At 65.0% G+C, this 14,357-nt stretch carries 15 protein-coding genes; 3 read left to right on the top strand and 12 right to left on the bottom strand.

Annotated elements, in window-relative coordinates:
• Nucleotides 1–32 precede the first annotated feature (32 nt).
• Genes NO366_RS13770 through NO366_RS13730 form a run of 9 tightly spaced genes read right to left on the bottom strand, consistent with a single transcriptional unit; the run spans nucleotide 33 to nucleotide 8,351 of the window.
• Nucleotides 33–1,832: a Na(+)/H(+) antiporter subunit D gene (locus NO366_RS13770; RefSeq protein WP_256531363.1), complete on the bottom strand. Its 1,800-nt coding sequence runs from the start codon at nucleotides 1,830–1,832 to the stop codon at nucleotides 33–35.
• Nucleotides 1,832–3,571 carry a proton-conducting transporter transmembrane domain-containing protein gene (locus NO366_RS13765; RefSeq protein ID WP_256531362.1) on the bottom strand — a complete coding sequence of 580 codons (1,740 nt, stop codon included), beginning with the start codon at nucleotides 3,569–3,571 and terminating at the stop codon, nucleotides 1,832–1,834. The genes NO366_RS13770 and NO366_RS13765 overlap by 1 nt, the downstream gene beginning before the upstream one ends.
• Nucleotides 3,571–5,130 (bottom strand): proton-conducting transporter transmembrane domain-containing protein, encoded by a 1,560-nt coding sequence (locus NO366_RS13760; RefSeq protein ID WP_256531361.1) that lies wholly within the window; start codon nucleotides 5,128–5,130, stop codon nucleotides 3,571–3,573. The genes NO366_RS13765 and NO366_RS13760 overlap by 1 nt, the downstream gene beginning before the upstream one ends.
• Complete coding sequence (locus NO366_RS13755; RefSeq protein WP_256531360.1) at nucleotides 5,123–5,482, bottom strand: cation:proton antiporter subunit C; 360 nt, start codon at nucleotides 5,480–5,482, stop codon at nucleotides 5,123–5,125. The genes NO366_RS13760 and NO366_RS13755 overlap by 8 nt, the downstream gene beginning before the upstream one ends.
• Nucleotides 5,479–6,168: an MnhB domain-containing protein gene (locus tag NO366_RS13750; protein ID WP_256531359.1), complete on the bottom strand. Its 690-nt coding sequence runs from the start codon at nucleotides 6,166–6,168 to the stop codon at nucleotides 5,479–5,481. Before NO366_RS13750 ends, NO366_RS13755 begins: the two co-directional genes overlap by 4 nt.
• Nucleotides 6,165–6,704 carry a DUF4040 domain-containing protein gene (locus NO366_RS13745; RefSeq protein ID WP_256531358.1) on the bottom strand — a complete coding sequence of 180 codons (540 nt, stop codon included), beginning with the start codon at nucleotides 6,702–6,704 and terminating at the stop codon, nucleotides 6,165–6,167. The genes NO366_RS13750 and NO366_RS13745 overlap by 4 nt, the downstream gene beginning before the upstream one ends.
• Nucleotides 6,704–7,009 carry a monovalent cation/H(+) antiporter subunit G gene (mnhG, locus tag NO366_RS13740; protein WP_256531357.1) on the bottom strand — a complete coding sequence of 102 codons (306 nt, stop codon included), beginning with the start codon at nucleotides 7,007–7,009 and terminating at the stop codon, nucleotides 6,704–6,706. The genes NO366_RS13745 and mnhG overlap by 1 nt, the downstream gene beginning before the upstream one ends.
• Nucleotides 7,009–7,290 carry a monovalent cation/H+ antiporter complex subunit F gene (locus tag NO366_RS13735; protein WP_256531356.1) on the bottom strand — a complete coding sequence of 94 codons (282 nt, stop codon included), beginning with the start codon at nucleotides 7,288–7,290 and terminating at the stop codon, nucleotides 7,009–7,011. Before NO366_RS13735 ends, mnhG begins: the two co-directional genes overlap by 1 nt.
• Nucleotides 7,287–8,351, bottom strand: a complete 1,065-nt coding sequence (locus NO366_RS13730; RefSeq protein ID WP_256531355.1) for a monovalent cation/H+ antiporter subunit E — start codon at nucleotides 8,349–8,351, stop codon at nucleotides 7,287–7,289. The genes NO366_RS13735 and NO366_RS13730 overlap by 4 nt, the downstream gene beginning before the upstream one ends.
• A 575-nt stretch (nucleotides 8,352–8,926) precedes the next feature.
• Between NO366_RS13730 and NO366_RS13725 the strand changes: the two genes are divergently transcribed.
• On the top strand, nucleotides 8,927–9,988 hold the full coding sequence (locus NO366_RS13725; protein WP_256531354.1) for a quinone-dependent dihydroorotate dehydrogenase: 1,062 nt from the start codon (nucleotides 8,927–8,929) through the stop codon (nucleotides 9,986–9,988).
• Nucleotides 9,989–10,206: 218 nt separating this feature from the next.
• On the opposite strand, the gene allB is transcribed toward NO366_RS13725, so the two are convergent.
• The gene (gene allB / locus NO366_RS13720) at nucleotides 10,207–11,580 is read right to left on the bottom strand and encodes an allantoinase AllB (RefSeq protein ID WP_256531353.1); all 1,374 of its coding nucleotides are present in this window, start codon (nucleotides 11,578–11,580) and stop codon (nucleotides 10,207–10,209) included.
• A gap of 340 nt (nucleotides 11,581–11,920) precedes the next feature.
• Here allB and NO366_RS13715 point away from each other — a divergent pair, with 340 nt between their 5' ends.
• Both NO366_RS13715 and NO366_RS13710 read left to right on the top strand, forming a co-directional pair.
• On the top strand, nucleotides 11,921–12,292 hold the full coding sequence (locus tag NO366_RS13715) for a hypothetical protein (protein WP_256531352.1): 372 nt from the start codon (nucleotides 11,921–11,923) through the stop codon (nucleotides 12,290–12,292).
• A 273-nt stretch (nucleotides 12,293–12,565) separates the two neighbouring features.
• The gene (locus tag NO366_RS13710; RefSeq protein ID WP_256531351.1) at nucleotides 12,566–12,991 is read left to right on the top strand and encodes a helix-turn-helix transcriptional regulator; all 426 of its coding nucleotides are present in this window, start codon (nucleotides 12,566–12,568) and stop codon (nucleotides 12,989–12,991) included.
• A gap of 13 nt (nucleotides 12,992–13,004) precedes the next feature.
• Here NO366_RS13710 and NO366_RS13705 read toward each other — a convergent pair whose 3' ends face one another.
• Entirely contained in the window at nucleotides 13,005–13,541 is a 537-nt protein-coding gene (locus NO366_RS13705; RefSeq protein WP_256531350.1) for a DUF7344 domain-containing protein, read from the bottom strand.
• A 367-nt stretch (nucleotides 13,542–13,908) separates the two neighbouring features.
• Nucleotides 13,909–14,076, bottom strand: coding sequence for a DUF7563 family protein (locus NO366_RS13700; protein WP_425493223.1), 168 nt, complete (start codon nucleotides 14,074–14,076; stop codon nucleotides 13,909–13,911).
• Nucleotides 14,077–14,357 lie beyond the last annotated feature (281 nt).

Here is a 14,357-nt window from a genome sequence, read left to right as displayed (position 1 = left end):
ACCGATGGGGCGAGTGCGCCGGTCGACGGTTCTCAGATGAACCCCAGGACGAGTAGTACCGTGGTCGCGACGACGACGATCGCGACGGCGACGCCGATGCCGGACCGTTTCGTGAAGGCCGCGGTGAGGCCCCGTTCGAAGAGTTCGGGGCCGCCCTCCAGGGATCGATCCGTCGAACGCGTCTCGACGTCACCGGTCGCGACCGCCCCGAGCGAGAGGGTTCCGAGTACCGCCCGGGTCGAGTTGCGATCCATGACGCCGATCACGGCGTTGATCAGACGGAGCGTGCCGCGACCGAGCCCGACCGAGAGCGGATTGTACGCGAAGTCGATGTCGGGAATCATTCCGACGCGTGAGAGCGGCCGCTTGAGGAGCGCGAAGCCGACGACGCCGGCCGCGGCGAGACCGAAGCCCTCCCGGAGGTGACCGAGAGAGAACACATCGAATTTGACGATGGCTTCGGCGTTTCCGTCCGGCAGGATCGAGAAGAGCGCGTCCGGGAACAGTCCGTAGAGGACACAGAGCGCCGCGACCGACAGCATGGCGATCGACTGTCCGACCGACGCGCGGTCGACGTCGTGGGTCTGCTCGCCGTAGAAGAACACGTAGTAGCCGAGCTTGATGAACGACATGAACGTGCCGACGCCGCCGAGCAGGAGCAGGTACCACAGCGCCTCGTACTCCGGATAGTGGTGGGCCTCGTAGAGGACCATCCCCTTGCTCACGAACCCGTTGAAGCCGGGGAAGCCGGCGATCGAGAGCGCGGCGATCGTGAAGGCGAGGAACGTGATCGGCATCGCCCGGCGCATCCCGTGGATCTTGTTCAGGCTCTCGGCGCCGGTGCGGTAGATGACGACGCCGACCGTCATGAACAGCAGCGCCTTGTAGAGGATGTGGTTGAAGACGTGGGCGAAGGCACCCGAGACCGCGAGCGTCGAGCCGATCCCGACGCCGGCGACCATGTAGCCGACCTGCGACTGGATGTGATACGAGAGAAGACGGCGCATGTCACTCTGCAGCAGCGCGAAGGTGACGCCGAAGACGGCCATCGCACCGCCCATGTAGGCGAGCGCCAGGGAACCATCCGGGAACGCCCGGTAGAGCGCGTAGACGCCGGTCTTGGTGGTGTAGACACAGAGGAAGACGCTCGCCGCGACGTGCGGGCGCGGGTACGTGTCGGGAAGCCAGGCGTGGAACCCGACGAACGCGACGTTGATGCCGATGCCGAGCGCGGCCAGCGCCTGCGGAATGCCGGTCGCGATGCCGTCCCCGGTCATGACGAACGTTCCGACGCCGGGGCTCTGGTAGTGCCAGATGACGGCGGCCATCAGCAGACTACCGCCGATGCCGTGCCAGACGGCGTACCGGAAGCCGGCCCTGACCGCGGCGCCGCCGTGGTGCCAGACGAGCAGGGTCGACGTGATCGCCATGAGCTCCCAGGCGAACAGCAGGAGGAGCCAGTCGCCGGCGTAGACCGCCAGCAGACTCGACGCGACGTACGAGACGGCGTAGGCAGTCTGGCTGGGCGACGCGTCGGTCGACCACGAGTACAGGACCGCGACGAAGCCGATGAACGCGAATATCGTGCCCATCAGCCGGCTGAACGGGTCGACGGAGACGAACACCACGTCGAACCCGGCGAAGGCGACTGCGTCGCCGCCGAAGAGCGTTCCCGTCAGTTCGTAATCCGACGGGACGAATCCGGCGTACGCCAGGGCGAGCGCCGTCACGACGAGTCCGGCGGGATGGATCGATCGCGGGCGCACGGCGTACGCGAGCAGTGCGACAGCGACGAGCAGTACCGGCGGAACGACGTATGGATCTATCGCCATCAGTTGGACACCTCCGTCGCGGTTTCGACGACGCGTTCGATCAGGTCGAGAAAGACCACGTGATCGGGAACGAGTCCGAGGACCACCGCACCGACCGCCGCGAGGACGATCGGTCCGAGCATGAACCACGTACTCTCGGTGCGCCAGGTCCGACGTTCCCAGCGCGAATCGGTGGGACGTGACTCGTGCTCCGACGCGTCCGGGCTGTCACCATTACGTTCGTCGGTGTGCTCGTCGTAGTGGCCGTCACCCGTGTCGGGATCGGCGGTCGACTGTGCTGCCACAGCGGCCCCGGTCGGCACGCCGCCGTTCGTGAGCGGTACGTCCGCATCGGCGCCGGCATCAGTGGCCGCGCGCCCGCCTGGCGGGTACTCTAGCAACGGTTTTGGATCCGGATTCGTCTCGTCCTCGAAGAACGCCTGGTAGACGATCGGCCAGTAGTACGCGACGTTCAAGACGCCAGAGACAAGCAAGACGACCGCGAAGATCGCCAGGTTCAGGTCGACGGCGCCGACCAGCAGGTACCACTTACTCACGAAACCTGCCAGTAGCGGCATACCGGCCATTCCCGCCGCGGCGACGGCGAACGCCGACATTGTCAGTGGCATCCGTTTACCGATGCCGGCCATGTCGCTGATGTCGTCGGTGTGGGTCTCGACGTGGATGGCGCCGGCACAGAAGAACAGCGTGATCTTCATGAACGCGTGGGCGGGGATGTGCAGCAAGGCACCGACGAGAGCGGCCGGACTCGCGAGTCCCAATCCCAGGACGATGTAGGACAACTGCGACACCGTCGAGTACGCGAGCCGTCGCTTCAGATTGTCTTGCTTCAGCGCGATGACGCTGGCGGTGAGTAGCGTGACCGCCGCGACGGCGGCGAGGGGGATCCCAACGCCCAGGTCCTGGACGGCACCTGGACCGTAGACGTCGAGGACGACCCGGGCGATACCGAACACGCCGCTCTTGACGACCGCGACCGCGTGCAGGAGCGCCGAGACCGGCGTCGGCGCGACCATCGCGTCGGGCAACCAGGAGTGAAGCGGCATGAGCGCGGCCTTGACACCGAACCCGCCGACGAGCAGGCCGAAGGCGGCGCGAGCGTACAGCGGATCCGCGTTTCCGAGTGCGGCGATGCCGCCAGTCTCGAACGTCGTCGTCCCGGTCATCGCGTAGATCAGCACCGTCCCGGCGAGGACGGCGACGCCGCCACCCAGCGTGTACAGCAGGTACTTGCGGCCGGCCCAGATCGCCTCCTCGGACTCGTCGTGAGCCACGAGCGGGTACGTCGCAATCGAGAGGACCTCGTAGAAGACGAACAGCGTGACGAGGTTCGCCCCGAACGCGACCCCCATCGCCGACGCGATGCTGGCGGCGAACGCCGCGAAGAATCGCGTCTGGTCGTGCTCGTCGAGCCCGCGCATGTAGCCGATGGAGTAGAAACTCGTCGCGATCCAGAGGAAGGAAGCGAGCAGCGCGAAGAGGACTCCCAGACGGTCGGCCCGGAGCGAGAACGCGATGGACTCGCCGATCCCAGTCGAGAGGAAGGTCCCGAGATCCGTCTCGAGGGTCGTGCCGGAGAGCGCGTCGGGGACCATGCTGGCCACGGTCGCGAACGTGGCGAACGCCGCGGCGAGGGTCCAGCCCTCCCGGAGGTTCGGTCGGCGACCGAACGCGAGGATGAGCGGGATCGCGATCGCCGGAATCGCGACCGCGAGCAGGGGCCGCAGTTCGCCGACCATCAGACGAGCACCTCCACGGCGCTTTCGAACGCCGTCTCCAGGACACCGCCGAGGAGGCCGAGACCGACGGCGGCGACCGCCGCACCGACGACGACGGCGAGCAGCGGCCGAGCGATCGTCCCGGTGCCTCGCACTGTCGGCTCACGAGATGGTGCGTCGGTCGTCTCGCCGCCGTCGGTCGAGATGTCGCCGTTCTGGCCCGCTACCGGCGGCGGTGCGGTCGGCGCCGGGTCGGGCGGGTCGGCGAAGTACATCCGTTCGAGCAGTCGCATCACGTACCCGAGCGTGAGGATGGTACTCGCGACGATGATCGCGAGCAGCGCCCACGCTTCGGCCTCGAACGCACCGACGGCGATGTAGAACTTGCCGACGAAACCGACCGTCGGCGGGACGCCGACGAGTGCCAGGGCGAGGACGGCGACCGCAGCGCTCGCGTAGGGAGCCCTGTCGGCGAGTCCGTCGTACTCGTCGACCGTCGAGACGCCGTACGCGGTGGCGAATGCGGCGACGCCGAGGAAGAGTCCAGCCTTTATGACTGCGTGACCGAGCAGGTGGATCACAGATCCGACGAGCGCCGTCTCGTTCAGCAGGTAGATACCCAGCACGACCAGCCCGAACTGCGAGACGGAGGAGTACGCGAGCATCCGCTTGACCTCCCGCTGTAACACGGCGAGGACGCTCCCGGCGACGACACTGGCACCTGCGATCGCGAGCAGGAGCGTGACGATCCACGGATTGGCGGCGAAGAACGCCGGCGTGAACACGTCGAGTGAGACGCGCAGGAGTGCGTAGGCGGCCGTCGTCGAGACGAGGGCAGCCACGACGGCCGTGACCCGGTCTGGTGCCTCCGTATACGCGTCCGGCTGCCAGGTGTGGACCGGGAAGAGGGCGACCTTGATCGCCAGGCCGGCCGCGATCAGCGCGAAGGCTGTCCGGACGAGCGGGTCCTCGTACCCGACAGCGGAAAACGCCTCCTGGAGCTGGACCACGTTCAGGTATCCCGTCGTGACGAAGGCGTATCCGACGCCGAGCAGGTACAGTGAGGCACCGACCGTCCCGACGAGAAGGTACTTGAGTGCGGCGACGGCGGAGCGCCCCGACCCGTCGCTCGCGATCAACGCGTAGGTCGCCAACCCACTGATCTCGAGGAAGACGTACAGGTTGAACAGGTCGTTGGTCACCGCCATCCCCGAGAGACCGGCTATCAGGAGTACGTACAGCGCGTAGAAGCTGTCTGGGCGCCTGTGGTCGAGACTCGCGACGAGAACCCCGAGTCCGACCAGGGCGATCAACACGACCAGCGCCGCCGAGATGCCGTCGACGAAGAGCTCGATCCCACCTTCGCCCGCCGGGAAGCCGGCGATCTCGGTCCGAATCGACGCACCTCTCACGAGCGTCTCCCAGGCGAGTACGGACGCGATTGCCGCGTTCGCGACTGTGGCGATGAGGGACAGTGCCCGCCCGGCACCGTCGATCACCTGTCCCAGCGCGAGCATCAGCGCCGCCGTGACGAGCGGACCGACCACCAGTAGGACCGGCAGCAGCGTCAGGTCACTCATCCGCTAACACCTCCGCGACGACGTCCTCGCGGATCGTCCCGTACTCTTCGTGGATCCGGACGACGAGCGCGAGCGCGAGCGCCGTCAGACTCACTCCGACGACGATGGCAGTCAGGATCAGAACGTGCGGGAGCGGGTTGACGTACGCCGATTCCGAGCCCGTCCCGACCGCGGGAACGCCCCCGTCCCGAACCGAGATCGTGATGAAGAACAGGAAGATACCCGTCTGGAAGATGTTGAGACCGATGACCTTCTTCACCAGATTCTCGTCGTCGATGATCACGTACAGTCCGACGCCGAGCAGTATCGCGAAGACGATGTAATTGTAGTGAGTTGATAAAAGTTCCATCATCGTCGATCACCTCGACCGTCAGTCGATCCACTGTTCGATGCACCCGTCCTCGGCTCCGGCGAGCCGTCGTCGACCGCATCCGGGCCGGATGCCGTCCGTTCGGTCGTGCCGGATGCCGTCCGTTCGGTCGTGCCGGATGCCGTCCGTTCGGTCGTGCCGGATGCCGTCCGTTCGGTCGTGTTTGAGTCCCCACGACGTTCCTCCCCGGTTGGCCCCGCTGACGGCATCGCGTACGGTGAGCCGCCGGGCGGCATCGCTCCGCGTGCGAGCTGGAAGAACAGCACGATGACGACGCCGGCGACGGTCATCGCGATGCCCACCTCGACGAGTTCGATGCCGTACTTCCACGGATTTGGGATGAGTGGCAAGGCGCCGAGTTCGAGGAAGTCCGCCCCCGGTTCGGCGAGTATGGGACCGAGTGCGAGCGCGGCGAAGACAGCGATACCACCCGTCGTGATCCCGACCAGGACGCGTTTGTCGAGCCACTCCCACGTGGCGTCGATCCCGTAGGCGAACGAGAGCATGACGATCACCGAGGCCACGATGACGCCGCCCTGGAACCCACCGCCGGGTGAGCTCGCTCCGTGGAGCGTGATGAAGAGTCCGTAGGTCAGCACGAACGGGGCGACGAGTCTGACCGTCGCCATGATGATCGGGCTCTCGACGTACGTTCTGCGGTCGCTCATTCGTCCACCTCCCGTCTGAGGACGGTGAGTACGGCGACGCCAGCCGTGAAGACGACCGTCGCCTCGCCGAGCGTGTCGAATCCGCGGTAGGCCACGAGGATCGCCGTCACCACGTTCTCGACGTGTGTCTGTTCGTACGCCATGGTGACGTAGTGGTGGTAGATGTCGCCGAACACCGGATTTCCGGCTGCCTGCCCGATCTCGGGGAGTTCCGGGACGGTCGCGAGGAGCGCCAGGACGAACAGACCACAGAGTCCGGCGACGGCCCAGTTCACGTCGACGGGACGCAGTTCGATCCCGGTCAGTCTCGTCGTCCGGGCGATAGAGACGAGAAGCAACACCGTCATGATTCCCGCGCCGACGGCCGCTTCGGTCAGTCCGACGTCGGGCGCCTGCAACACGATCCAGAGCACCGCCATGCCGAGGCTGTAGGCTCCGAACACGATGATGGCGGCAAGTACGTCGCGCAGGATCGCCGTCATCACCGCCGAGAGGACGATGAAGACGAGCAACCCGGCTTCGAGCCACGTGATCATCAGTTCTCACCTCGTGTCCAGGGTTCGATGTCCTGTTCGTGTGCGGCACGGGCGATGGCGTGTGCGGCCGTCGGCGAGGTTATCAACATGAAGATAGCGAGCATCGCCACTTTGAGCGTCGCGACGTCGACACCGAACGCGACGGCGACCGCGGTCAGCGAGAGAACCGCTCCGAGGGTATCGCTCTTCGACGCCGCGTGGGCCCGCGTGTACAGATCCGGCAGGCGGTAGAGCCCGACCGCGGAGACGAACGCGAAGAACAGGCCGCCGGCAACGAACGCGGCGACCAGTACCGATCCCACCATCACAGAACCCCTCCTCGTTCGACGGTGAACTTCGAGATGGCGATGCTCATCAGGAAGTTCAACAGTGCGTAGACGAGCGCCACGTCGAGGAACGCCGGACGATCCATCGCGGCCGCAAGCAGTGCGATGACCACGACGACGTTCGAGCCGACGACGTTGAGGGCGATGACCCGATCCTGCATCGTCGGACCGACGAGCACACGCCCGAGCAGGGCGATGGAGATCGTCACGAATCCGAGGGCTCCTGCGACCAGCACCGTCGAAACCGGCCCCTGGATCACGTCGAATCACCCTCCGACTCCGCCGCTCGCTCGCGCGGAGACGGGTACGGGAGCGAGCTCCGACCGAAGAAGACGAACCTGACCGCCCGCTCCAGACTGCCCTCGAGCAGGTCCTCGCGGGCGCCGGTGGTGAGCGAGTGAACGACGAACTGCCGATCCTCGACGTCGACCGTCAACGTGCCCGGCGTGAGTGTGATGCTGTTCGCGAGCGTCGCGATCGGGAGGCCACCCCAGACGCCGGGTTCGAACCGCTCCACCGAGGGGTCGATCGGAAGCGACGGGTGCAAGACGACGTAGGCGATCTGGACGTTCGCGACGAGGATCTTGTAGCCGAGGTACGGGACGTACGCCAGCCAGCGGATCGAAGTCGTGGCCATCCTGGCGGGACTCGGCGTCCGCTCGAACGTGACGCGAGAGAGCACTCCGGCGACGAGGGTGGCGGAGACGACACCTGTCGCGAGATCGAACGGGACGTCAGCGAACCCGCCGACGAGGAGGTAGAAGCCGAACGAGATGCCGAACACGGACAGAAACTGGGCCAGTCCGCCACGGGTGACGGGCGAGGGACGACGACTCGTCCGCTCGACGGGCGCGACCACGACCTCGATATCGGCCATCGAATCCAACTGGTCTGCGAGGGATCCGGTCATCGGCCTGACACCGGGCCGTGAGTGAGCGGGATCGACCACGACCGTCTCGACGCCGTGATCGGTCGCGTATGACCGAATCGCGTCGGCGTACTCGTAGGGGTCGAACGGATAGCGATACTGGTAGATCCGTTCGGTCCGGACGTCCACGGACCCCTGTGGGTCGGTCAGTTCAGTCTCCCGGTCGGCGACGGACGCCGCCGTCTCGAGGAGCGCGTCGAAATCGGCCGTCTCCGCTCCCGGAGCAGCCTCGACGATCGGGGCTCCGATCGTGAGCGAGAGCCGACTGTCGGTCTCGGCGGCGAGCTCCCGGACCGACCGCGCCGCGTACTCGACGGTCTCCTCGAGCGTGGACGACTCGGTAACGAGAACGAGAACGTCACCGGCCGTCTCACCTCCGGCTGTGTCGGTCATTTTCCGGAGATTTCGGTCGTACGGCCTTCAATGTTCCCGTTTGGGCCCACCACGGTCCGATCGTGCCACCATCGACCCATCACCGTGGCGTAAACACAGATATTGACAACTAATGTGAGAGAAAAGCATCCAATTGTGTACCCATGAGTCGGATCGTAACGGGGTCGCCTCCGTCCGACGTCGAATCCTGTGCGGGACCGCGAATCGATCGGCGAATCGGGTGTGGAGAGGGTCGCCCTCGAACAGTCCGGTGTCGGGCCGATCCGAGTCACTTCTCTCGTCCCATCCTGTGTCGGGCCGATCCGAGTCACTTCTCTCGTCCCATCCTGTGTCGGGCCGATCCGAGTCACTTCTCTCGTCCCATCCTGTGTCGGGCCGATCCGAGTCACTTCTCTCGTCCCATCCTGTGTCGGGCCGATCCGAGTCACTTCTCTCGTCCCATCCTGTGTCGGGCCGATCCGAGTCACTTCTCTCGTCCCATCCTGTGTCAGGCCGACCCGAGTCACTACTCTCGTCCCATCCTGTGTCGGGCCGACCCGAGTCACTTACGTATCCGAGCGAGTCACTGACGCACGATGGACGCGTACTCGTGGCTCCGACCGCTGTTCTTCAGACTCCCTGCAGAAACCGCTCACGAGTACGTGACGGCCGGACTCCGTGCGGTCCAGTCGGTCGGCGCCGCTCGACGAGCGCTTTCGACCCGGTACACCTACCGGCACCCGGCTCTCGAGGTCGAGTGCTTCGATACGACCTTCGATAATCCGGTCGGCGTGGCCGCCGGCTTCGACAAGAACGCGCGCGTCTTTCCGGCGCTCGACGCCCTCGGATTCGGATTCGTCGAGGTCGGGACGGTCACCCCAGAACCGCAAGCGGGAAACCCGCGTCCGCGGCTCTTTCGCCTCCCCAAAGATCGCGCGCTCGTCAACCGGATGGGCTTCAACGGCGACGGCGTCGACCGCGTCCGCGACCGCCTCGAAACGAACCGCGAGGCCGGCGGACCGATCGGCGTCAACGTGGGGAAGATGAACGACTCCGACGCGGACGAAGCTATCGAGGACTACCTGCGGGTCTTCGAGGAACTGTCCCCGTACGGCGAGTACTTCGTCGTCAACGTCTCCTGTCCGAACACGCCCGACGAGTTCGACGAGGACGACCCGGACCACCTCCGAACGATCTTCGAGACGCTCCAGGCGGCGAACGAAGACGACGCCCCGCTACTCGTGAAGATCGGCCCCGACTCGCCGACCGACTCGCTGTACGAACTCGTCGACATCGTCGAAGCGTACGATCTGGACGGGATCGTCGCGACGAACACCACCACGAGCCGCGAGGGGCTGCGCTCGACGACGGACGAGTGGGGTGGCCTGAGCGGGAAACCCCTCGAATCCCGATCGACGGGCGTGATCAAGACGATTGCGGGGTACACCGACCTGCCAATCGTGGGTGTCGGCGGTGTGGACTCGGCCGAGAGCGCGTACCAGAAGATCCGAGCCGGTGCCTCGCTCGTCCAGCTCTACACCGGCTTCGTCTACAACGGGCCGTCGACCGCTCGCGAGATAAACCGCGGGCTCGTCGAACGACTCCACGAGGACGGCTTCGACACCGTCTCGGAGGCGGTCGGCGCCGATCTGGACTGAGCGACCACCAGCAAACCCTGCTCGAACGTCTCGACAGCGGCGTCGCGTCACGAGAGTCCGGTCGGATCACCTGGTTCCGAACGCGTCACGAAACACCAATCGGATCACCTGGTTCCGAACGAGTCACGAAACACCAATCGGATCACCTGATTCCGATCGGGGCACGAAACGCCGATCGGATCACGTGACTTCGATCGGATCTCGAGATCTCGCCCGGCTCACGTCTCCGTGTCGACGTCGACGCGCGTTCCGAAGCCGGGCTCCCCGGTGACGGTGCCGTCCTCGTACACGATTTCTCCGCGGACGATCGTCGTGACGGCCCGCCCGACGAACGTTTCGCCCTCGAACGGGGTCACGGTTCCTTTCGAGTGAAGCGTCGATCGATCCGCTAGCGTCCACTCCTCGTCTGGATCGACGATCGTGAGGTCCGCGTCGGTTCCAATCTGCAACGACCCTTTCTGTGGGTACAGTCCCCAGACCTGTGCCGGGCGCGTCGAGTGGTGGTAGATCCAGTCGGTGAGCGAGAGGCGTCCCTGGTCGACGAACGAAAGCATCGCGGGAACCTCCGTTTCGAGACCGACGAACCCGGAGATGGCGTCCCAGGTGTTTCCGAACGGATCGTCGACGAGTTTCTCCCCGTCCGTATGCGGGGCGTGATCGGTCGCGATGCAGTCGATCGCTCCATCACCGAACGCCCGCCAGAGGCGCTCGCGTTCCGCAGCGTCGCGGATCGGAGGCTGAACGCGGGCGACGTTTCCCTTCTCGCGAAGCACGTCTTCGGTGAACCAGAGGTAGTGCGGCGTCGTCTCCGCGGTGACGTCAACTCCGCGCTCACGACCGCGAGCGACCGCTTCCGCGCCCGATCCCGACGACACGTGGAACATGTGAATCGAGACATCGGTCTCCTCGGCGAACGTGATCATCCGTTCGATAGCTTCTCGCTCCGCGACGACAGGACGGGACCGGGCGTGGTGGATCGGTTCGTTCTTGCCCTCGTTCCGGTAGGCCGACTCGTAGTGATCGATTATCTCGCCGTTCTCTTCGTGAAAGCCGAGTCGCTTCCCGGTCTCGCGGATCCGATTCATCGCCGCGAGGATCTCTCCGTCCGTCGGCGCCGGCACGTCGCCGACCGTCGATCCGAGAAAGATCTTGAAGCCGAGTGCGCCTGCCTCGGCGAGGGCATCGATCCGGTCTAGATTCTCCGACGTGACGACGGCGTAACTCTGAAAGTCGACGAGTGACCCCGTCTCGCCCGTCTCGAACTTTCGCTCCAAGTGGGCCGGTCGGTCCACGATCGGGTCCGTGTTCGGCATCCCGACGACGGTTGTCACGCCGCCTGCGGCCGCCGCGCGGGTGGCACTCTCCCAGTCTTCTTTGTACTCGAGTCCCGGTTCGCGATTGTGAATGTGGCAGTCGATCACGCCGGGGGCGACGACGGCGCCGTCCACGTCGAGCGTTCGCGTGGCCGTCGGAAGCGCAGTGGGTCGCCCGGTGGCGACGATTGTGCCGTCGTCGATCGCCACTCCCGCTCCGGGAACGATCCCTTCCGGGGTGAGCAGCCGCCCGTTTCGTACGACGAGATCGACAGTCATTGCCCGAACCTCTCGGTCGCGAACCAAAGTACCTTCTGAAGGCACCTCCCGTCGATCGGCGAAGATCGCTGCGTCTCGTGGGCGATCTGTTCCGGACGAACGCTCACCCCGGCGGGTGTCGCTCGGCGGCGACGATGTCGGCAAGCCAATCGTACCACTGTCGGTCGTTCGAATTCGCTTTCGCTGGTCGACTCCTCGGTCGTGCGTCCATGGTATCTCCGTTTTGCCTGGACAGTGTTCTATGCAGACGGTATTCTGATACACCAACTAAAGGTGAGGGAGAAACCGTTCCTGTGTACGTGATCGATAACTAACGCCGCCCGCACCCTGCGTGCTACGTATGACTGGATCCGTACTGGCTGTCGACTCCCTCGTCGTGTTCCTCGTTAGCCTACTGATCGGGGCGCTCGGGATCTATCTCGGAGCAAAGGTCGTCGTCGACGTCGAAGATTACACCTACGCCATCGTGACGGCGCTCATCGGCGCGATCGTCTGGGGTGTCGTCGGACTCTTCCTCGGCTGGATACCGCTGCTCGGTCCCGCCCTCGTGTTGCTCTCGTACCTCGCAATCGTCAACTGGCGGTATCCGGGCGGCTGGATCCAGGCCGCGGCCATCACGCTGCTCGCGTGGATCTCGGTCCTCGTCGTCCTCTACGTGCTGGCGGTTCTGGGCGTCACCGGCTTCGACGCCGTCGGCGTCCCCGGTGTATGAACGGGGTCTGCTGTGGGTCGTCCCGGCGTGCCTCGAGAGCCGTAGAGCCCGCCGAGATCAGATACTCCATCGACGAAGCCGAATCGGGCAGTGCTCACGGTACGAGGTGTATCAGACGGGATCCCCGAGAACCGCGAGAAAAAGACGTATGGTGTGATCGGCGATCGACGGTCCACCTGGCGCGGATCGGACCGTCCGTCGCCTCTCGAAAGCGGTCCTGCGTTCGATCGACCGAACCGACCCAGGGCGAATCCACCCGTCGAGGTGTCGCGTATGGAACCGAGTGAGCCGTCAGTTTCGACGGGTATCGAACACGTTCCCCTCCTGGCGGGAGACACCGGCTTCACCGTGGTGGCAATCGTGCTCACTGTCGGAGTCCTTGGGACCATCGGCCTGCTCGTTCGACGTCGACGGGGTCGGCGATCGAACGTGCCGAGGAGACGTGACGAACCGGATACGCCCGTGACGGACCGGGAACGGGTACTCTCGATGCTGTCCGAGAACGGCGGTCGCATCAAACAGGCCGAAATCGTCGACTCGGTCGACTGGTCGAAAGCGAAAGTGAGCCGGTTGTTAGCGGAGCTCGAAGCCGACGGGGAGATCACGAAGTTACGACTCGGGCGGGAGAACTTGATCTGTAAACCAGGGTCGGAACCCGCTGCCTCCCGGTCGAACCCACGATCCGGGGACGACTCGTAAGCGTCCGATCCGGTCAGCGCGCGAGGTTCGGGTCCAATCGCTCGCGGAGGCGCGTCCACGAGAGACTCCACAGCGCGATGGCGAGTAGCGACATGACGGCCCAGTGAGCCGGTGGGATCACCGCTGTAACCGCCAGGCCGAAACCGCTCGCGCCGCTGAGTGCGATCCCGATCGTCGCGATCACTCCCGTCGCGTGCCTGAACAGTCGGTTCCCGTCCGTCGCTCCGTCGATGTACTCACAGACGTGATCGAACTGGGCGCCCTGCTGGATCGTCTTCGCGTCCGAATCGTAGACGATGATCCGCTCGGCTTCCAGTTGCGGCAGATGCGTTTGCTGTAACGAGACGTAGACGCTCTTATAGAGGTTGTTGGGCACGGTATCGGAGTCGTCGTGCTCCCGGGACGCCACCCGTCGGGCGACGTCCGAGACGTCGATGGGGCCGTTCGCGGCCGCGAGGAGGGAGACGATCTCCCGCCGTCGGTCGTTGCCGAGGATGTGAAACACGTCACTTTCAGCTAACTCACCGGTCGCGTCAGTTCGGCTCGACATACTGTCTCCGTGGGGGGCTACAGATCGAATCTCTCCCTCTATCTGTACACATCAGTGTGGGTCAGTACGTGCAACGGTCCCTTTAACGTAGTGAATCGTGTGCTATTTGTTATAGGTATGCCGGAGAACGATTGGGTTCGGGGGACGAGTGGCGCGTACACTATCATCCGGAGGACAGTCGAGTAGCGGAGTCCGGTCGAGGAGCTCGGGGAGAAGGCGGACCGGTCTGCGGAACGGCACCGACGGACGATCCACCCAGAGTGGTTCCTCACGGAAGGAAAATCGCCGTCGCGACGTGAAGCGGGCGACGCAGCGCACGATCAGCTGTAGCGAACGTCGATCCGGCCACGCTCGACGATGCGTCCGCTCAGCTCCGCTCACCGGGAAGGTGACTACCCGATTGCATCTCTCTGTAGGTCGTACACGACGGACAGCCGTGAACGACGTCCCCATTGTCGCCGAACACGCGAGCGAACTGCTGTGTGACGTGCGTTCCACACTTTCGACAGTGTGTTCCCGTTGCTGACGATTCCATCGGCGTCCAGTTCTGTTCTCGTGAATCCATGTGATCACCTTCGTCGGCGGGTGGACGGCCGACGATCGATCCCGACGTCGCCGGTACACGTCGGCGGTGTCCCGGGGTCGGGCGTACCCAACGGAGGAGACGGCACGTGATTAAATTCGCCAGTCCGTTTACCAGTCGTCGACCACGTACGCACGAATTAACGTCGGGTTGTCCGTCGACAGAACCGTCAGTTGGCCGATTCCTCGCGGCCGATGGAACAGCAGTGAGGGTGACGGTATCGAACGATTCAC

It is taken from the genome of Halovivax cerinus (assembly GCF_024498195.1).
GTDB classification, from domain to species: domain Archaea; phylum Halobacteriota; class Halobacteria; order Halobacteriales; family Natrialbaceae; genus Halovivax; species Halovivax cerinus.
Note: the sequence above shows the minus strand (reverse complement) of the source record. Positions and strands in the feature narration are given on the sequence as shown.